The following is an 18,400-nucleotide window of genomic DNA, read 5'->3' on the forward strand; positions in this document are numbered from 1 at the left end:
TTTTATGTTCAGGTGTATCTATGAACGATGCGCCGCGGTAACCAATGATCGCAAGAGTTTAACTTTTTAGAGGAAAATCAGATGCCTTACGTATCCGGTAAAACAATGATTGAGGATGCCTGGAAGAACGGTTACGCCATTGGCGCGTTCACGGCCCACAACCTGGAGACCATCAAAGCAGTATTACTGGCGGCCGAGGAAGAGCAGGCCCCGATTATGATTCAGATTGGCCAGAAGGCGATTAACGAGATGGGCATGCAGCCACTGCGTGAAGCGGTCGATTCTCTGATCGCGCATCACCAGATCAGTGTACCCATTTGTATACACCTGGATCACAGCCGTAAGTTTGAGCAGTGCATGGAGGCGGCCACCCGCAACTTCCAGTCGCTGATGTTTGATGGCTCGGCGCTGCCAATTGAAGACAACATTCGCATCACCCGCGCTGTAGTCGAGGTGGCAAACGCACTGGGGCTGGGCGCCGAAGGCGAGATCGGCAAGATCGGCGGCACCGAAGACGACATTACCGTCGATGAAAAAGACGCCATGATCACCACCGTAGCGGAAGCGCTGGATTTCTCAGAAGCGACCGGGGTCGACTATCTGGCGGTATCGATCGGCACCGCGCACGGTGTATACAAAACCACGCCAGAGCTGAAGTTCGACCGCCTGAGTGAAATCCGCGAAGCCGTGAAAAAGCCGATTGTTCTGCACGGTGGTTCCGGTGTGCCGGATGACCAGATTGTGGAAGCGATCAAGCGTGGCGTAGCCAAGATCAACGTTGATACGGAGCTGCGTAAGAGCTTCCTGGAAGCCGTTCAGGCGCACTGGGCAGAGCAGCCGGAAGACTGGATTCTGGCTGATGTCATGAACGATGGTATCGCGGCTATGAAGGCCACCGTGCAGCAAAAAATCCGCCTGTTTGGTGCCGCTGGCAAGGCGTAAACCAGGGCAGACACTTGGGGTAAATTTCCGGGTGTATTTTTTTGTAAGATAGTGGACATAAATTGACATTTCTGGGATAAAAGTGAGCAATGTCAATTTTTGAATAACATCGCTCTGTAGGATGTATTCACAAATTAGAAGCCTGCATCAGATACACGCAGGCTCAGTAATACAAATACAAGAACAAATTGCTGAACTAACAGGACTACAACAGACAGCTCGACCACCCGCGATTCAGCGCTTGATCAAGCTGGCAACGGCAAACCAAAGGTTTGCAAAAAGGCATGTTACATATCTGAAAACCAGGGTGTATACAGGCTGTATAAATCGCTCCAGAGAAACCGAAAGTACAGACACAGGGTTCCCTTCGGTGCGGTGGTCCTAAACCTTCAGAGAAGTAACATCAGTTCAGTGACAACACTGAACGGTGACCAGTAAAGCTCGCTTAATCAGGGCTTTAGATAACAAAAATAATGGTGACTCTATGTTGAAAGGTACTGAAAAGGCGTTTAACAAGGTGAACGCACCCATCGCTAATTTTTCAGCGAAATTTTCCGGCATTCTCTTATTGGTAATGACGGTGCTCGTATTGCTTCAGGTCGGTTGTCGTTACATCTTGAACACACCGTTGAGCTGGACCGATGAAACCTCACGCTTTCTGATGATCTACATGACTTATCTGTGCCTGCCGATTGTTTATCTGCGTGATCAGAATATTGCGATGACGTTCATCACCGACAAGCTGAAAAACACGCGTATCTATCATCTGTTTATGATACTGGCGCACGTCTCGGCGCTGGCGCTGTTTGTCATTTGGATCTACTTTGGCTGGGCCTTCTTCAAGACCGGCAGCGTTATGGCCGACAGCCTGCCTATCCCGATGTACACCATCTACATCGTTCCACCTGTGATGCTGGCGCTTTCATGCCTGACTGCGATCGAAAAACTGATCGGCTCAGTTCACGACCTTATTCACTTTGCATCAGAACCTTCGTTGTCTGTCGCTCTTGAACAGGATGCTACCGCATGATTTCTCCTATCTTTCTCGGGTATTTTTTAATCTTCCTACTCATTGGGGTTCCGGTGCTGTTTGCGCTGGGGCTGTCACCGATCATTACCTTCTTTATGGATGATCAGGCGCTGTTTATTAACATGCTGTATCAGCGTTTGTATTCCGGTTTGGATAACTTCCTGCTGCTGGCGCTGCCCTTCTTTATGCTGGCTGGCGAGTGCATGTCTTCCGGGGGTATTACCCCGCGCATTGTCGCCTTTGCACAGACCCGCGTGCAGCACATGCGCGGTGGCCTTGGCCATGTTGTGATCATCGCGGCCACCATGTTTGGTGCACTGACCGGTTCTTCGGTTGCGGCGACTTCGGCGATTGGCAATATGCTGATCCCGGAGATGAAAAAGTATAAGTACGACCCGGCCTATGCCGCAGCACTGACGGCGGCAGCCACGGTGCTCGGTACCATTATTCCGCCTTCCGGCATCATGCTGATTTATGCCTTCGTGATGAACACCTCGGTTGCGGCGATGTTTATTGCCGGCATCGTTCCGGGTTTGATCTTCTGCATGGGCCTGATGGTGGTGAACCGCTTCCAGATCCGTCACTACCCGGATATTCAGCCGTTCGAGCGAGCCTCGAAAGAAGAGCGCCGTAAGAGCCTGAAGATGGCCATCCTGCCGCTGATGACGCCGGTGATTATTCTCGGTGGTATCTATGGTGGTATTTTCACGCCAACTGAAGCTGCGGCTGTGGCGGTACTGTATGCCATTATCCTGTCTGTTTATGTTCTTAAGGTCAGCACGGTTAAACAAACCTACGCGCTGTTTGCCAAGGTTTCTGTGAATGCTGCGGCCATTCTGATTATTGTGGCGGCCGCCAGTGGCTTTGCATCGGCGATCAGCTTCTCCGGTATTTCAGATTCCATCGCGGTGTTCCTGAACGGCATTACCGACAACCCTTACATGCTGTTCTTCATTATTAACATCTTCCTGTTTGTGGTGGGCATGTTCCTGGATGCCGGCCCGGCGATCTTAATTTTTGCGCCGATCATTGCGCCCATCATGATCAACGCCGGTATCGACCCAACCCACTTTGGTGTGGTGATGGTGTGTAACCTGTCTATTGGCCTGGCAACACCGCCGATGGGCTTGGTTCTCTTTGTAGCCTCCGGTGTTTCCGGTGTGCCGCTACAGCATATTTCGAAGGCGATTATTCCGTTCCTGTTAGTGGAATTCCTGATCATCTTCTTAATATCGTTCTTCCCTCAGCTGGTTATCGGCTTGCCGCAACTGCTTGGGGTGATGTAAACAAAAAATCTTAGTACTACTCAGCCATAAAAATAAAAAGTGATATCGAGGAAAACAAAAATGAAAAAAGCACTCTTAGGTTTAGTCGCCTCCGTTGCCATGGCAACTGGCGTAGCAGCAGCCGACTACAAATTAACCGTACCGCACGTTTCCAACCTGGACAGCTATAACCACCAGTCGTTGCTGGTGTTCAAAAACTACGTTGAGTCCCGCTCGAATGGTGCGATTGAGGTGGATATCTACCCATCTGGCCAGCTGTGCTCAAACGCCAAAGAATGTCTGGCGGGTATTCAGGCGGGTATGTTCGACTACTTCCAGACCACCATTGCAGAGCTGGCTAACTACTGGCAGCCCATTGGTGCCTTTGACCTGCCATACATGCTGCCAAACGACCGCGTTGCCGAGTGTGTTTACGACAACGAAAAATTCCTCGGTGATGTTCGTGAAAACGTCCTGAAGACTGCACCAAACTCCCGTCTGATGATGGTTTCTAACTCCGGCGGCTGGCGCAACATTGCTACCACCAAGAAGCAGGTGAAGTCCCCTGACGATCTCAAGGGTTTAAAACTGCGTACCGTTCCGGCAAAAATTCAGCAGCAGCTGGTGAAAGAGCTGGGCGCTTCGCCAACGCCGATCGCATGGCCTGAGGTTTACACTGCGCTTTCAACCGGTGTAGTTGATGGCACCAAAAACGGCATCGTGGATATTGTTCAGAACCGCTTCCAGGAAAGCCTCGACTACATCATTCTGGACGGCCATGCCTACATGGGTGGCGCTTGGGTATTCAACGATAAGAAATTCAAATCCTTCCCGAATGAGCTGAAGCAGGTCATCGTCGATGCGATTGCTGCACAGAACCAGTACCTGCGTTCTTACCCTAAACACCGCGAATACACTGCGTATGAAGAGTTCAAGAAAGCGAACGGTACTATCTACAGCCCATCCGCTGCAGAAAAAGCTGCGTTCCAGACTGCCGCAGCACCGGTTCGTGATTACTTCCTGGATACTGCCGGCAAGCAGGGCGAGGAATGGCTGAACCGCTTTGAAGCTGAAATTTCTAACTGTGAAGCGCAAATTCAGGCGGACTACGACATTCAGTTCAATTAATTGCTGAACTGATTGATGGGCTGGGCAGTGAACAGCTGCTACGGCCCAACAAAATAATTTTACTCTACAGTCCGTCATTCCCGCGCAGGCGGGAATCCAAATGCATGTAGCCACGTTAGAAAATAGATTCCCGCCTCCGCGGGAATGACAAAGAGGGTGAGTTTCCACATACCTCATTCCCCCTATAGCTTTAAACAACAATAACCTCTTCGTTCAGCCGATAGATTCCGGAGCTAATAATGAACGTTACTCACAACGAAAACTCAATAACGATTTCTCATAAAGGCCGAACGGTCTTTAAACATGACAGCCAGAACCCGGCCATCTTTCTGGGTGTTGGCGATGCTGAGTACGATATGTACCGCGGTAATTTTAAGATTACCGATTATGTAACCGAGCGTCTGCCGCTGCGAAAATGCGTGGTGCAGGAACAGGCCGGAAGTTACCTGCTGACCTTTTCCCTTGATGGCGAGCCCACTTTGGAAATGAGCGTGGTTGTGACCGATAGAGGCCGCCTGAAAGCATCCTTCAAAGCTTTGGATGCGCGCTATAACCGCTTCTGGATTCGCGTCAGCGCAACGGCAGAAGAGAAGGTTTACGGCTGCGGCGAACAGCTGACCTACTTCAACCTGCGTGGCAAAAACTTCCCGCTCTGGTCATCCGAACCGGGCGTTGGTCGCAATAAAAATTCTTACGTTACCTTCCTGGCCGATACCAAAGACAAGGCCGGCGGAGACTATTACAACACCAACTATCCACAGCCGACCTTTGTTTCCGACAAAAAGTATTTCTGTCATCTGGAAACCACGGCCTATGCCGATTTCGATTTCACCAATGCCGATTTCCACGAGCTGCAGTGCTGGAACATACCGGAATACCTGTTGCTGGATGCCGAAGAGTCTTTCCCGGCCCTGGTCGAAAATATTACCGATCTGTTCGGTCGCCAGCCGGAATTGCCGGACTGGGTACTGAACGGCGTCATCCTGGGGATTCAGGGCGGTACAGAGATTACTCTGAATAAACTGCAAGCCGCCAAAGATGCCGGCGTGGAAGTGGCCGGTGCCTGGTGTCAGGACTGGCAGGGTAAAAAGGTCACCTCGTTCGGCAAGCGTTTACGCTGGAACTGGGAATGGGACAGCGAAATGTACCCAGACCTCGATAAAAAGATTTTTGAGCTGAAAGAGCAGGGCATCCGTTTTCTTGGCTACATCAACCCTTATGTGCTGGAAGATCACTCGCTGTACAAAGAGGCTGAAAGTCAGGGCTTTCTGGCGACTAAAAAAGATGGCTCTAAGTACGTCGTTGATTTTGGCGAGTTCTACTGTGGTGTGGTCGATTTCACCAACCCGGAAGCCTGCGAATGGTATAAGGGCGTAATCAAGACCAACATGATTGATTTCGGTCTGGATGGTTGGATGGGCGATTTCGGTGAATACCTGCCAACAGACTGCACACTCAGCAACGGTGTCAGCGCTGAGATTGAACACAACAAATGGCCTTACCGCTGGGCCAAGGTTCAGCACGAGGCCATTGAAGAAGCCGGCAAGACCGATGATATCCTGTTCTTCATGCGCGCTGGCGGCACCGGCATTCAGGGCTACTGCCATACCCTGTGGGGCGGCGATCAGCTGGTGGACTGGTGCATTGACGATGGTCTGGCATCGGTTATTCCGGCGGCCTTGTCATCCGGCTTGATGGGTAACGGTATTCACCACAGCGACATCGGCGGTTATACCACGCTGCATGGTTGCAAGCGCAGCAAAGAGTTGTTCCAGCGCTGGGCCGAAATGAACGCCTTTACGCCGATTATGCGCAGTCACGAAGGCAACCGCCCCGACGATAATCACCAGTACGACAGCGATGCTGAAACACTCGCGCACCTGGCGCGTATGACCAAGATCTTCAAACACCTGAAGCCTTATATCAAAGCCGCTTCGAAAGAAAACGCCGAGAAGGGGATGCCCATTCAACGGCCTCTGTTCATGCACTACGAGCAGGATAACGAAGCTTACGAGATTAAGTTCCAGTACCTGTTCGGGCGCGATCTGCTGGTGGCACCGGTTTACAACCAGGGCGAAGTGGAGAAAGAGGTTTACCTGCCGGAAGACGAGTGGGTACACGTTTGGAGTGGTGAAACCTATACCGGAGGCTGGGTAACAGTTGATGCGCCGATTGGTCGGCCGGCGGTGTTTTATCGCAAGGCATCCAAAGATGCTGAGTTGTTAAAAGGCATTGCCAGTTACTGATTCGTTACTTTAGCCATTGAACATCAAACCCCGCATCAGGTGGGGTTAGATTATCGATAAACCCCGCCACCGAAAAGGTATCGTTTAAATGGACCGCTGCAAGTATCGCCGGAATGCCGGACCACCTGATACGCTCGACGAAAACATCCATGTTTTCGACGTCCATTTAAACGATACCTTTTCATCGTCTTGAAGACAGTGGCAGCTTTGTCATCAGTCTGACCCTGCTTATTCCACCAGGGCCGCCAGCTGTTCCGGTTGGGTGATGGTATACCGGCTTCTGCCTTCGCGCGCCACATAGCCATCGCGTATCAGGTTATTCAGCAATGAAGAGGCGGTTTGCCGGCTGGTACCGATGAGCATGGAAATGTCTTCGATGCTCAGGTCGCAATGAAACTGAATGCCCTGATCCGTTTGCTGACCGTTCTCGTTTGCCTGCGCCAGAATAAAATCGATCAGCCGGTGGCGTACATCGTGGAAGATCAGCCCGTCGATAATATCCAGTGTGCTGCTGAGTACCTCGCCGAGAATGTCGGTCATCAGGAAGGAAAGCTCGGGAAACTGCAGCACCTTCTGGCCAAATTCACGCGCACTGACCAGCAGCAGCGATGAGTCTTTGGCCGCTTCGACAAACGCCCGGGTGTGGGTGGCGAAGATGTCGCCTTCCTCCAGGTAGCAAAGCGTGAACTCGCGTTCTTCGTAAGCAAGGTAAACCCGGGTGCGCCCGGTCAGCACAATGAACACCTCATTGTTCGCCGAGCCGGGCAGGCTGATCAGCTGACCTTTGGCAAAGCTCTGCTGGCGAAAGTCGTCCAGAAAGCCTTCGTACTTCGGCTGTTTCAGCTGTTCAAGAATGCCATGCTGTGACATGCCCATTTTACGCATGCAGGTCTGGGTGGGGCTGTTAGCGATTTTCTGCGGCGACATCTGTTCCGGCCTGTCAGTGGATTGCTGTTGCTTTTGCAAATAACAGTCCAGAGCACCCTGCAGAGCTAAAACCGGAAGATTTTAGCTAGTGTCATCCAGCTGACAGATTGCCCGCTTGAACCGATATATATTCGCCTTCGGGAGCCAGTCAACGAGTTTTCGCTCTTGCTCGCCACAGCGTTCAGGCCTTGGGTCTGCGCATTCGGGCGGTGCATAGCGGAACTGTCACACTTTTTAGGAGAGCACGATGACAGCTGCAAAGGTTGATCGTTACATTACGTTCTGTGGTCTTTATTGCGACGATAAGGCTGATGAACTCATTGATCGGTTGGAGACGTCGCTGAAGGATACGGAGAAATCCGGTGAACAATGGGTGGGTTATTTCAACAGAAAGCGTCAGGAACAGGCCAAAATGCAGCAGGATAACCTGCATTTTGTCGGAAGCCAGATAAACACGCTGGCTGCTTATTTTGAGCATGTCGAAGACGAACACAGCCTTGAGCTGCTCTGGGATATTGAAGAGCAGTGTTGCTAGTGCGCTGTTCTAAACCACGAAATTGGCGAGTTGCTCGGCCAGGGCCGGCCCGAGCAACCAACCGTGCCGGCTCAGACCGTTCGCGGTAATGATGTTTTCTTTCTGGGTAATTACCGGGCTGTTGTCTTCATAAATCGCCCGGCTGGCGGCGAAGGCTTCCATGATCTCGGCTTCGGCAAAGCCGGCGTGAATGGAGTTTAGGGTGCTGAGTGATTCCAGCGAGCTTTGCACCGTAACCGCCCGGGCTTTCAGGTTGTGGCTGTCGGTTGCACCGACCACATAGATGTTATCTGGCTTGGGCACCACGTAAACATGGAAGCGTGGCTGAATGATGTGGATCGGCCGGGTGAAGTTGACCTTTGGCGCTTTAACGCGAATGGCCTCGCTGCGTACCGAGCGTAAATGGTTGTTCTCCAGCTCGGCATAGGATGAACTCTTCACCGCGCCGGCACCGCGGCAATCCAGAATCCAGTCATACTGCTTTTTCAGCTCATCACCCCGGCCCTTCAGTGGCCAGTAGTCAACAATGTTGGCGTGCTTGCGTAAGGCGCGGGTCGAGGCTTCCACAAACTGGCGGTTGCAGATGTTGCTTTCGTGCTTGAGCAGCAGGGCCGTTTCAAAGCGAATCAGATCCGGTTCCAGTTCCGTCACTTCATCGTTATAGAGGGTTTCGTATTCTTCTTTATTGTTGCTGTAGGCGCGTTCCAGCTGGTGCCGGAATTCAAACAGGCAGGGCATTTCATCGGGAAAGGCTATGGCCAGTGCACCGCTCTGGCGGAAGAAAACGTCACTGTGTTTGGGGTCGAGCTGCTGCAGCAGATCGAGCAGATGCGGCCAGCGGCGTTCACTGTGAAAGGCCATGCGCCGGGCCTGATCGTCTTTATCCAGAGCATCTATCGCCGGCGCAATCATGCCGGCTGAGATAACCGCAGCGCCATGGGGCTGGTCGAATGACTTCGCTTCCAGCAAGGTTACTTCGTGGTTTCTACCGATCAGTTCCAGCGCCGTTATGCGGCCGAGAACACCGGCACCGATAATCGCGACTTTCATCAGCGGCTAACCTGTATTCGAAGACTACTGCAAAAAGTTTAGCTGCGCTTTTGGAAACTACCGGATCTGTTGTCCATACTGAGTTTACAGACTGCGTAATTTTAATATCCGGTGGCAGTGTTACGCCTGTTGGTGCGGAGCGTTGAAATTGAGGGACGCAGGAACCATCCATGGTGCTCAGCTTCGCCATCCCTGGCTCAGATGCCCTCAATTTCAACGCTCCGCACCAACAGGCTCAGTTCACCGGCAAGGAGAATTCAGGCCGCATGAAGGCGCTTGTGAAAAACCTGTTGAACAGCTTGCGAGATTTAGCGCCGATTGTGGTGGTGATCTTTTTCTTTCAGTTTTTTGTCCTGCAACAACCCATTCCCAATGTGCTCGATCTGCTGCTGGGCACGCTCTTTGTGGTGCTTGGCTTAACGCTGTTTATTCAGGGGCTGGAGTGGGGCCTGTTTCCTATCGGTGAATCTCTGGCCTACGCCTTCGCCCGTAAGGGCAGCCTGTTCTGGTTGCTGGTGTTCGCCTTCTGCTTAGGCTTCAGCACCACAGTGGCCGAGCCGGCACTGATTGCGGTGGCGGCGGAGGCCTCTCAGGTGGCGAGCCTGGGTGGCATGATCGCCGGCACCGAACAGGCCATGAGCAGTTATGCCTTTGGCCTGCGCATTACCGTGGCGTTCAGTGTCGGCCTGGCCCTGGTGATTGGCGTGATGCGAATTCTTAAAGGCTGGCCGATTCACCTGCTGATTATCGGCGGCTATGTGCTGGTGGTGCTGGTGACGTTGATCGCACCGCAAGAGATAATCGGCATTGCCTACGACAGCGGCGGTGTAACGACCTCCACCATTACCGTACCGCTGGTAACCGCGCTGGGTATTGGTCTGGCTTCGGCAATCGCCGGCCGCAACCCTATGGTCGATGGCTTTGGTTTAATTGCGTTGGCGTCGCTGACGCCGATGATCTTTGTAATGATCTACGGCATTCTGTTGAATGCCTTTGGCAGCGGGGTCGTGTAAATGGATGTCTTGATTCAGCTGGTGACCACCTTGCTTGCCACTATGCGCGATGTCATACCCATCGCGGCGATTATTTTTGGCTTTCAGATCTTTGTGATTCGCAAGCCGGTCGCCAACATTGGCCGCGTGCTGGCGGGCTTTGCCTTGGTTCTGGTGGGGTTGAGCTTCTTTTTGATGGGGCTGGAGCGCGCACTGTTTCCGCTCGGCAGGTTGATGGCTGAACAGCTGACAGCCCCCTCGTTCGTCGCCAGCTTCAGCAACCTGGGCCACTGGCAGCAGTATTTTTGGGTGTATATTTTTGCCTTCGCCATCGGCGCCAGTACCACCATTGCCGAGCCCTCGCTGATTGCTGTGGCCATTAAAGCCAATCAGGTCTCCGGTGGTGCCATTAAGGTTTGGGGCTTGCGTATTGCCGTGGCGCTCGGCGTTGCCATCGGTATTGCGCTGGGCAGCTGGCGCATTGTGATGGGCTACCCGATCCACTGGTTTATTATCGCTGGCTATTGCGTGGTGATCGTGCAGACCATGGTTGCCCCCAAGCTGATTATTCCGCTGGCCTATGACTCCGGCGGTGTGACAACCTCTACGGTAACGGTTCCGCTGGTGGCAGCGCTGGGCCTGGGGCTTGCTGAAACCATTCCCGGCCGCAGCGCGCTGATCGACGGCTTTGGGCTGATTGCCTTTGCCAGCGTGTTCCCGATTATGACCGTGATGGGCTACGCACAACTGAGCGAGTGGCGCGCCAGGCGCGGTGCTGATAAAAACAAACAGTATGAATACGAAGGACAAAAACCATGAGATTCAAATTGCTGATCGCCTTTGTTGAGGATTCCAAAACCGATGCCGTGATGAAGGCGGCACGAGAGGCTGGCGCAACCGGTTCTACCATTATCAACAATGCCCGTGGCGAGGGTGTGAAAGCCAAGAAAACCTTCCTGGGTTTGTCGCTGGAAACCCAGCGGGATGTTATTTTGTTTCTGGTCGAGCAGCACTTGGCGCGCAAAATTCTGGAAGAAATCGCCGAGGCCGGCGAGTTTGATACCAGCCCGGGCACCGGCATTGTTATTCAGCTGGATGTGGAAGATGCGCTGGGTGTATCGCACCAGATCGAAGAACTGGCCAATATCGTGGAGGAAGAGCTATGAGTCAGACCTGTCGTGATGTCATGAATCAACGCTATGAGGTGGTTGATGGGCTGATGACCGTTGCAGAGGCGCTGACGCTGATGCGCGAGAAGGGGTATCGCAAGGTGATCATTAAAAAGCGTGACCAAAACGATGAATACGGCATGGTGCAGCTTTCGGATATTGCCCACGAGGTGATCGCCAAAAACCGCGCGCCGGAGCGGGTGAACCTGTACGAGATTATGATCAAGCCGTTTATCTGCGTGCGCCCGGAAATGAACATCAAATACTGTGCGCGGCTGTTTGAACGCTACGGTCTAAACTCGGCACCGGTGGTTGAAAACGACCAGGTGATTGGCGTGGTCAGCCATAACGACATCGTGCTCAACTGGACGGAATAACGTCTGCTGCGCTGCGCGGGGGCTGTTGCGCCCGTGGCAGCGGCTACCAATCCTCGGCGCCATCCCCTATGATGCCAGCACCTTTTGTAAGTTGTCGTCAACAGACATCATGAAGTGCCAGACCCTTTCTAAAGCCCTGCTGTTCGTTACATTGCTGTTGTTATCCCTGTTGTGTGCCGCACAGGATATCGGCCGTGGTAAGGGTGTCGTTCTGATTGGTGGCGACCACAATTACCCGCCGTACGAATTTATCAACAAGCAGGGCAGGCCGGACGGCTACAACACCGAAGTCACGCTGGCCATCGCAGAGGTGATGGGCATGGAGGTGGCTATTCAGCTCGATGCCTGGGATACGGTACGCCGGCAACTTGAAGCCGGTGAGCTGGATGCGCTGCAGGGCATCATTGCCTCCCCGGAACGTGACGCCAAGCTCGATTTCTCACCGCCGCACGCTATGGTGCACCAGTCTATCTTTGGCCGCGAAAGCTCCGGCGCAATCTTCCGCATCAGTCAGCTAAACGGCAAAGAGGTGATCGTGCAGCGCGGCGGCATTATGCATGACTTTTTGCTGGAATCCGGCGTTGAAGCCAGCCTGATACTGGTGGACACGCATGTCGAAGCACTGCGCCTGCTTTCTTCCGGCAAGCACGATTACGCGCTGGTGGCGAACCTGCCCGGCCTGTATCTGGGGCGGGAGTTTTCACTGTCTAACATTGAAGTGAAGGGCAACATCATTGGTGCGCTGCCCTATGGCTATGCAGTCGCGGAAGGCCGTGCCGAGTTGCTGTCGCAGTTCAGCGAAGGGCTGGCCATTCTCATCAACACCGGCCGCCATCAGCAGATTTACGACAAGTGGTTTGGCTCGCTGGAAAACCCGAGCGTGCCGTGGAAGCGGGTTGGTTTAATGACGCTGCTGGTGTCGTTGGTGCTGCTGGTGTTGCTCGGTGGCATCGGCATCTGGAACCGGATGCTCAAGCGTGAGGTGAAACGCCGCAGCGAAGAACTGGAGGTTCAGCAGCAACAGCTGATTCAGGCCGACAAAATGAAAACCCTGGGCGTGCTGGTTTCCGGTATGGCCCACGAGATTAACAACCCGACCAGCCAGCTGCTGCTTAACCTGCCAATGCTGAAAGAAGCTTATCAGGATATAAGCCCGATCCTGGCGCAGCAGTTTGCCGAGCACGGAAATTTCGACATCGCCGGGCTGCCTTACAGTCGTTTGAGCGAAGAGCTGCCACTGATGCTCGACGATATGGCGCTGGCCGCACAACGCATAAAAACCATTGTCGACGACCTGCGCGATTTTGCCCGTCAGGAACCGGGCGCACAGGGCGAAGCCGGTTATGAGGAAGACGTCGCGCTGAACAAGGTGGTCGAAACGGCGATTCGGCTGGTGGAGAACCAGCTGCGCAGTTCAACGCGTCACTTCAACGTCGATTACGGGTACAACCTGCCTACCGTAAAGGGGCACTATCAGCGCATTGAGCAGGTGATTGTGAACCTGATCGTCAATGCCTGTCAGGCGCTGACATCGGTCGATCAGTCCATTCGCGTGCGTACCTTCCATGATCAGAGCAGCGTATTTCTGGTGGTTGAAGACGAGGGCTGCGGCATAGCCGAAGAGCACCTCTCGCTGTTGAGCGACCCGTTTTTCACCACCAAACGCGAGCAGGGAGGCACCGGCCTCGGGCTGTCGATTTCTGTGGGTATTTTAAAGGCACATGGCGGCAGCCTTAGCTTTGAATCAACACCCGGTAAGGGGGCAAAGGCAACGATGACGCTGCCAATTCAACAGGATGAACCTATCGCATGACTTACGATCGCTTTCCTCACTTTGGCGTTCTGCTGGTGGACGATGAGCCTGCGTTCATCCGAAGCCTGAGCCTGGCGCTGGAACGCCACCTGGGAGTCAATCACCTGTACCGCTGCACCGACAGCCGCGAGGCGATGGCAATGATTAGCAAGGAGCCGATCGGCCTGGTCTTGCTCGATTTAACCATGCCGCACGTTTCCGGCAAGAGTCTGCTGGAAAGCATTGTTGAGGAATATCCGGCGATTAAGGTTATCGTCATCAGCGGCATGAACCAGCTCGAAACCGCGATGGATTGCGTGCGCAAGGGCGCCTATGACTACTTTGTCAAAACCACCGAGCAGTCACGCATGTTGGACGGTATTCGCCGGGCGATCCGTATGCAGGAAGTGAACCTTGAAAACCAGGAGATGCGCCGCCGTTTCTTTTCTGACCAGCTCGACCGCCCGGAAGTCTTTGCCGAAATTATCACCCAGGATAAAGGCATGCATGCCGTGTTTCAGTACCTGGAGTCGATATCCAAGAGCAGTCAGCCGGTGTTGATCGGCGGTGAAAGCGGCACCGGTAAGGAAGCCATCGCCAAGGCGATTCACGAACTGAGCGAGCGCAGCGGGCCACTGGTTTCTATCAATGTGGCCGGGCTGGATGACAACGTCTTTGCCGATTCGCTGTTCGGGCATCACCGCGGTGCCTTTACCGGGGCCGAGAAATCCCGTGCCGGAATGGTCGAGCAGGCCGGAAGCGGTACGCTGTTTCTTGATGAGATTGGCGATTTGAGCCTGGCTTCACAGGTGAAGCTGCTGCGGCTGATTCAGGAGGGTGAGTACTTCCCGCTCGGTGCTGACCGGCCAAAGCTGTCTCGTGCGCGCATCGTCGTGGCCACACATCAGAACCTGGAGCAGCTTCAGTACGAAGGCCGGTTCCGCAAAGACCTTTACTACCGGCTGAAGACCCATCAGGTGGAACTGCCGCCCTTGCGCAACCGCAAGGGCGATATTGAATTGCTGCTGCACCACTTCCTGAATGAGGCCGCCGAAGATTTAGGCAAAGCCAAGCCGACCTTTCCCAAGGAGTTGCCCGCGTTGCTCGCCAACTATGGCTTCCCCGGCAACATTCGCGAGCTGCGCGCACTCTGCTTTGAGGCTGTCAGCCGTCATCAGTCGAAGGTGTTGTCGATGGAGGTGTTCCGTTCGGTATTTACTCAGGCCGGAGAACTCCCCGAGGAAGCGGGCACGGAGTCGCCGGCTCTGTTTGAACAGCTGGCGACCTTACCGACCATTCAGGAGGCCTCAGATTTGCTGGTTAATGAAGCGATGCGCCGGGCGGGTGGTAATCAGTCTATTGCTTCGCGTCTGCTGGGTATTTCGCAACCGGCGCTCAGTAAGCGCATCCGGAAAAGCAACGCCAGCGCCGACGACTAGCCGTTAAACCCTGATAACAAAAGTTATAGTCATTGCTTTGGTTATGTGCCTGAAAGCCTTGTGGTAGCAGTGCTTAAGCTGTTTATTCAGGGTGGCTATAACTTTGGTTATAGCCCTTCGGGCAGTCCGAACACACAGCGTACGCCCCCGAAGCCCTTTCAAATCAGGCGCTTACCGATAATCCCTCATTCTGGCCTTCAAATTGCTCTTGTAAAGCTAAGGTAAGCGCCTCTGCGAACACTGCAGCCAATGGTGCTTACTCACTGTTCAAAGGCATGCTGCTTTAGGCGGCGCACTTATAAAAAACTAAAACGCCTTTTGAAACGCTCGAATAAAGTCTTTTGCACAAAAGCCCGAATAAGGCTTTTGGCAACAGCACTTCTTGAATGCCTTCGCGTTTAGTGAATGCGCAATATCAGATTCTAATTAAACAACAGAATGCGTTGCCATGTTGTGGCGCGGTTTTAAAACAGGATAGGTGGGAAATTCTAATGGCAGATGAAATGACCATGCAGAAAGAGTCTAACTTTTTGAGCAGGATGCCAATCTGGCAAAAAATTCTGATTGGCATGATCGCCGGTATGGTGGTGGGTGTTGTGATGGGCCCGCAGGCCGAAGTGCTGAAGCCGCTGGGTACGCTGTTCATCAACTGCATTAAGATGCTGATTGTACCGTTGGTCTTCTGCTCGCTGGTGGTGGGCGTTACCTCCATGCAGGATACCAAGAAGATGGGGCGCGTAGGCATTAAAGCGCTGGTTCTGTACCTGGGTACTACAGCCATCGCAATCAGTATTGGCCTGGGTATGGCCACAATCTTCAAGCCGGGTGTGGGCATCGATATGGTTGCTGCAGCAACCGCAACTGGCGCGAAAGAAGCCCCAACGCTGGTGCAAACACTGCTGAACATGATCCCTAACAACCCGATTCAGGCGCTGGCCGCCGGTAACATTCTGCAGATTATTGTGTTTGCCATTGGTCTGGGTGTGTCATTGAATCTGGTGGGTGAAAAATCCAAGCCTGCCGTCGCGTTGTTTGAAAGCCTGGCGGAGGCCATGTACAAGCTGACCGAGCTGGTCATGAAGCTCGCGCCGATCGGTGTATTCGGCCTGATGGCCTGGGTTGCCGGCAAGTACGGTATCGAAATTCTGATGCCGCTGATGAAGGTTATCGCAGTGGTTTACATCGGCTGCATCATTCAGGTGGTGGTTTTCTATTCCGGCCTGATCAAGGTTGTGGGTCGTTTGAGCCCGGTACAATACCTGAAAGGCCTGGTGAACCCAGCGATCGTGGCCTTCACCACGACCAGCAGCTCCGGTACATTGCCGGCCACGATGCGTTCTGCGCGTGAAGATCTGGGCGTTTCTAAAGGCATTTCCAGCTTTGTTCTGCCATTGGGCGCAACGATCAACATGGATGGCACAGCGCTGTACCAGGGCGTTTGTGCACTGTTCATTGCTCAGGCCTTTGGTGTTGACCTGGCGTTTTCCGACTACCTGCTGATCATCATGACCTCCACTCTGGCGTCTATCGGCACCGCCGGTGTACCGGGTGCCGGCCTAATTATGCTGTCACTGGTATTAACCACCGTTGGCCTGCCAATGGAAGGCCTGGCCATTGTTGCCGGTATTGACCGTATTCTGGATATGGCGCGCACCAGCGTTAACGTATGTGGCGACATGATGGTGTCGGTACTGGTCGCTAAGAGCGAAAAAGAGCTGGATGAATCGGTATACAACAGCGAAGAAAAAGCAACGACTGAAAGCGTTACGGCCTAATTAAGCGATCCTCAAAGATTCTATAAGTTGGCTCTTATAGTTCAGGAGCAGTCCGGCACTGGCCGGCTCGCTCCTTTTTTTATGACGGTATCTTTTGTTCCGCTACCGACATTTGCAGGTTTTCGGGCGGCATTGGCGGGTTGATGAACTGATCTGCACCGGGGTATACGTTCACAGACAGGCTGCGTAAATCACCATCAAAATCTTCGTCTGCATCGTCAATCAGCTCTACATACATTGAGTCATCGATATCTTCGGTCAGGTGCAGATCGGCAATGGCCACATCGGCAAAGATATCCACAGAGAGTATGGCTCTGTTGTTTTCAGATACCGAAGCGGAGTCGCCACCCGTATCGACAGAGTCATCGGTAAAGTTGTTCGTAATAGTGACCCCTATGTCGCCATTCCAGCGGCTTTCGATTGCATAGCCCTGATTGCTATTGTTAACGATGGTGTTGTGGGCGACGAGGGTGCCAGGCGATGACCAGACGATAATAGCCGCGTCTGATCCGGCCGTGCGTGAGGCAGAAAACAGCCCGGGACGGTAATAAATCATGTTATTGGCGATGATGCCGCCTTCGGCTTCGTTGATTTGATCTCCGTTATCATCTAAACCGCGATTAAAAATGCCATAAGCGATAGCGCGATCGACATCGACAAAGCGGTTGTTTTTCACAACCATGTCGGTAGAGCCATTCCAGATATGAACGGCGGCATTCCACAGATGATCGGCTTCATCGGGGGTATGGAAGTTGTTGAAGAAGTTATTACGAATAGTCCAGGCGTCACCGCCATGTACATCAATGCCGTTGGTGTAGCCGGTACCACCGGAATGGCTTTCATCCATGGGCGGCATATCGGTATAGGTAAAATAGCTGTACTCAATTAGCCCATTGCTGTTGCCGTTGCCATAAGTACTGCCATTAATGCTGGTCGGGTTCGACTTAATAAACTGCTCACCGGCATCGACTAAGCCAAGGTTATAGAGATGGGCATTATGGGCACCGTGATTGAGAATGATCGATGACGAGTAGGTATCTTTGATGGTCAGATTTTTTACTGTCAGTCCTTCTGCATTGGTCCAAATACCGTACGGAACACCGCCATCATTGCTGTTTTCCATACCATTGCCGACCAGCATAACCGCATCACAAGTGGACGAATTACCAATGATCGACACATTGCTTTCGCTGATCCATAGCGTTGACTGCAGATCATAGGTGCCCGGCTCGATTAAAATACTCTGGTTGTCGGTCAGACTGTTCACGGCATCGTGCAGCTGTGAAACGTTTGAAACATAGTAGTCTGCCTCAGATGGGGTAATCAGGCTGATAGGTGCCTCTAAGCAGGCTGCCGCAGTCAGCCCGCTGAAAGCTGCTAATGACATGGAAATAAATAATGTTGGGGTCTTAATCATTGCTGGTTGGCACTCTACTGCTGTATATACTGGGATTGTGCAGAAATTACACAGAGGGTTTGTCGATGTTCATCACAGAACAACGTGGTCGAACAGGCTGGAGAAAAACCTGTCGCTAAATTTGTGACAGCCCATGGCTGTACTCTCATATTAGTAAAGCCTGACCCGCATCAAGCACCGGGATGTTCAGAAGCGCAAACTCGAACTAGTCTGAAAGACATACGCATAACAACAATAAAGAGGAAGCGCCGGCCTATGGTAACTTCCAGGCATTCGTCACTCTCTTTTCCTGCTGCGCATCGCTGCCGGCATAAGA

Annotated in this window: 17 protein-coding genes; 13 read left to right on the forward strand and 4 right to left on the reverse strand. The window is 52.9% G+C overall.

Annotation, left to right across the window (positions count from 1 at the left end; all coding sequences use genetic code 11):
* Positions 1 to 81 precede the first annotated feature (81 nt).
* From BCF53_RS09540 to BCF53_RS09560, 5 genes are all read left to right on the forward strand, one after another.
* On the forward strand, positions 82 to 942 hold the full coding sequence (locus BCF53_RS09540; protein WP_132701503.1) for a class II fructose-bisphosphate aldolase: 861 nt from the start codon (positions 82 to 84) through the stop codon (positions 940 to 942).
* 484 nt (positions 943 to 1,426) lie between these two features.
* Positions 1,427 to 1,972: a TRAP transporter small permease gene (locus BCF53_RS09545; RefSeq protein WP_132701504.1), complete on the forward strand. Its 546-nt coding sequence runs from the start codon at positions 1,427 to 1,429 to the stop codon at positions 1,970 to 1,972.
* Positions 1,969 to 3,258 (forward strand): TRAP transporter large permease, encoded by a 1,290-nt coding sequence (locus BCF53_RS09550; protein ID WP_132701505.1) that lies wholly within the window; start codon positions 1,969 to 1,971, stop codon positions 3,256 to 3,258. Before BCF53_RS09545 ends, BCF53_RS09550 begins: the two co-directional genes overlap by 4 nt.
* A 60-nt stretch (positions 3,259 to 3,318) precedes the next feature.
* On the forward strand, positions 3,319 to 4,365 hold the full coding sequence (locus BCF53_RS09555) for a TRAP transporter substrate-binding protein (protein ID WP_132701506.1): 1,047 nt from the start codon (positions 3,319 to 3,321) through the stop codon (positions 4,363 to 4,365).
* Positions 4,366 to 4,604: 239 nt separating this feature from the next.
* Complete coding sequence (locus BCF53_RS09560) at positions 4,605 to 6,611, forward strand: alpha-glucosidase (protein WP_132701507.1); 2,007 nt, start codon at positions 4,605 to 4,607, stop codon at positions 6,609 to 6,611.
* 4 nt (positions 6,612 to 6,615) lie between these two features.
* Here BCF53_RS09560 and BCF53_RS19200 read toward each other — a convergent pair whose 3' ends face one another.
* The gene (locus BCF53_RS19200) at positions 6,616 to 6,777 is read right to left on the reverse strand and encodes a hypothetical protein (RefSeq protein WP_165901869.1); all 162 of its coding nucleotides are present in this window, start codon (positions 6,775 to 6,777) and stop codon (positions 6,616 to 6,618) included.
* Positions 6,778 to 6,839: 62 nt separating this feature from the next.
* On the reverse strand, positions 6,840 to 7,538 hold the full coding sequence (locus tag BCF53_RS09565; protein WP_207902693.1) for a Crp/Fnr family transcriptional regulator: 699 nt from the start codon (positions 7,536 to 7,538) through the stop codon (positions 6,840 to 6,842).
* Between the two features lie 247 nt (positions 7,539 to 7,785).
* Between BCF53_RS09565 and cowN the strand changes: the two genes are divergently transcribed.
* Positions 7,786 to 8,073 carry a N(2)-fixation sustaining protein CowN gene (cowN, locus tag BCF53_RS09570; protein ID WP_132701508.1) on the forward strand — a complete coding sequence of 96 codons (288 nt, stop codon included), beginning with the start codon at positions 7,786 to 7,788 and terminating at the stop codon, positions 8,071 to 8,073.
* A 9-nt stretch (positions 8,074 to 8,082) separates the two neighbouring features.
* On the opposite strand, the gene BCF53_RS09575 is transcribed toward cowN, so the two are convergent.
* Positions 8,083 to 9,123, reverse strand: coding sequence for an FAD-dependent oxidoreductase (locus BCF53_RS09575; RefSeq protein WP_132701509.1), 1,041 nt, complete (start codon positions 9,121 to 9,123; stop codon positions 8,083 to 8,085).
* A 266-nt stretch (positions 9,124 to 9,389) separates the two neighbouring features.
* Here BCF53_RS09575 and BCF53_RS09580 point away from each other — a divergent pair, with 266 nt between their 5' ends.
* The 7 genes from BCF53_RS09580 to BCF53_RS09610 all read left to right on the forward strand — a co-directional run bounded on the left by BCF53_RS09580 (position 9,390) and on the right by BCF53_RS09610 (position 16,667).
* Positions 9,390 to 10,136, forward strand: coding sequence for a DUF1538 domain-containing protein (locus BCF53_RS09580; RefSeq protein ID WP_132701614.1), 747 nt, complete (start codon positions 9,390 to 9,392; stop codon positions 10,134 to 10,136).
* Positions 10,137 to 10,934 carry a DUF1538 domain-containing protein gene (locus BCF53_RS09585; protein ID WP_132701510.1) on the forward strand — a complete coding sequence of 266 codons (798 nt, stop codon included), beginning with the start codon at positions 10,137 to 10,139 and terminating at the stop codon, positions 10,932 to 10,934.
* Positions 10,931 to 11,281 carry a P-II family nitrogen regulator gene (locus BCF53_RS09590; RefSeq protein WP_132701511.1) on the forward strand — a complete coding sequence of 117 codons (351 nt, stop codon included), beginning with the start codon at positions 10,931 to 10,933 and terminating at the stop codon, positions 11,279 to 11,281. Before BCF53_RS09585 ends, BCF53_RS09590 begins: the two co-directional genes overlap by 4 nt.
* The gene (locus tag BCF53_RS09595) at positions 11,278 to 11,661 is read left to right on the forward strand and encodes a CBS domain-containing protein (RefSeq protein WP_132701512.1); all 384 of its coding nucleotides are present in this window, start codon (positions 11,278 to 11,280) and stop codon (positions 11,659 to 11,661) included. The genes BCF53_RS09590 and BCF53_RS09595 overlap by 4 nt, the downstream gene beginning before the upstream one ends.
* A 109-nt stretch (positions 11,662 to 11,770) precedes the next feature.
* Positions 11,771 to 13,474 (forward strand): transporter substrate-binding domain-containing protein, encoded by a 1,704-nt coding sequence (locus tag BCF53_RS09600; protein ID WP_132701513.1) that lies wholly within the window; start codon positions 11,771 to 11,773, stop codon positions 13,472 to 13,474.
* A complete protein-coding gene (locus BCF53_RS09605) occupies positions 13,471 to 14,892 on the forward strand; it encodes a sigma-54-dependent transcriptional regulator (RefSeq protein WP_132701514.1) in 1,422 nt (473 codons plus the stop codon). The genes BCF53_RS09600 and BCF53_RS09605 overlap by 4 nt, the downstream gene beginning before the upstream one ends.
* A gap of 491 nt (positions 14,893 to 15,383) precedes the next feature.
* Complete coding sequence (locus BCF53_RS09610) at positions 15,384 to 16,667, forward strand: dicarboxylate/amino acid:cation symporter (protein ID WP_132701515.1); 1,284 nt, start codon at positions 15,384 to 15,386, stop codon at positions 16,665 to 16,667.
* Positions 16,668 to 16,746: 79 nt separating this feature from the next.
* On the opposite strand, the gene BCF53_RS09615 is transcribed toward BCF53_RS09610, so the two are convergent.
* Positions 16,747 to 18,084: a right-handed parallel beta-helix repeat-containing protein gene (locus tag BCF53_RS09615; RefSeq protein ID WP_132701516.1), complete on the reverse strand. Its 1,338-nt coding sequence runs from the start codon at positions 18,082 to 18,084 to the stop codon at positions 16,747 to 16,749.
* Positions 18,085 to 18,400: the final 316 nt, after the last annotated feature.

This window comes from Reinekea marinisedimentorum (assembly GCF_004341165.1).
In the GTDB taxonomy this organism is placed as follows: Bacteria; Pseudomonadota; Gammaproteobacteria; order Pseudomonadales; family Natronospirillaceae; genus Reinekea; species Reinekea marinisedimentorum.

Coding starts and splice junctions, on each gene's coding strand:
- BCF53_RS09595 (WP_132701512.1), top strand. CDS start 11,278: ATGAGTCAGACCTGTCGTGATGTCATGAATCAACGCTATGAGGTGGTT.
- BCF53_RS09585 (WP_132701510.1), top strand. CDS start 10,137: ATGGATGTCTTGATTCAGCTGGTGACCACCTTGCTTGCCACTATGCGC.
- BCF53_RS09550 (WP_132701505.1), top strand. CDS start 1,969: ATGATTTCTCCTATCTTTCTCGGGTATTTTTTAATCTTCCTACTCATT.
- BCF53_RS09600 (WP_132701513.1), top strand. CDS start 11,771: ATGAAGTGCCAGACCCTTTCTAAAGCCCTGCTGTTCGTTACATTGCTG.
- BCF53_RS09610 (WP_132701515.1), top strand. CDS start 15,384: ATGGCAGATGAAATGACCATGCAGAAAGAGTCTAACTTTTTGAGCAGG.
- BCF53_RS09560 (WP_132701507.1), top strand. CDS start 4,605: ATGAACGTTACTCACAACGAAAACTCAATAACGATTTCTCATAAAGGC.
- BCF53_RS09565 (WP_207902693.1), bottom strand. CDS start 7,538: ATGTCGCCGCAGAAAATCGCTAACAGCCCCACCCAGACCTGCATGCGT.
- BCF53_RS09580 (WP_132701614.1), top strand. CDS start 9,390: ATGAAGGCGCTTGTGAAAAACCTGTTGAACAGCTTGCGAGATTTAGCG.
- BCF53_RS09605 (WP_132701514.1), top strand. CDS start 13,471: ATGACTTACGATCGCTTTCCTCACTTTGGCGTTCTGCTGGTGGACGAT.
- BCF53_RS09555 (WP_132701506.1), top strand. CDS start 3,319: ATGAAAAAAGCACTCTTAGGTTTAGTCGCCTCCGTTGCCATGGCAACT.
- cowN (WP_132701508.1), top strand. CDS start 7,786: ATGACAGCTGCAAAGGTTGATCGTTACATTACGTTCTGTGGTCTTTAT.
- BCF53_RS09590 (WP_132701511.1), top strand. CDS start 10,931: ATGAGATTCAAATTGCTGATCGCCTTTGTTGAGGATTCCAAAACCGAT.
- BCF53_RS09540 (WP_132701503.1), top strand. CDS start 82: ATGCCTTACGTATCCGGTAAAACAATGATTGAGGATGCCTGGAAGAAC.
- BCF53_RS09615 (WP_132701516.1), bottom strand. CDS start 18,084: ATGATTAAGACCCCAACATTATTTATTTCCATGTCATTAGCAGCTTTC.
- BCF53_RS19200 (WP_165901869.1), bottom strand. CDS start 6,777: ATGGACGTCGAAAACATGGATGTTTTCGTCGAGCGTATCAGGTGGTCC.
- BCF53_RS09575 (WP_132701509.1), bottom strand. CDS start 9,123: ATGAAAGTCGCGATTATCGGTGCCGGTGTTCTCGGCCGCATAACGGCG.
- BCF53_RS09545 (WP_132701504.1), top strand. CDS start 1,427: ATGTTGAAAGGTACTGAAAAGGCGTTTAACAAGGTGAACGCACCCATC.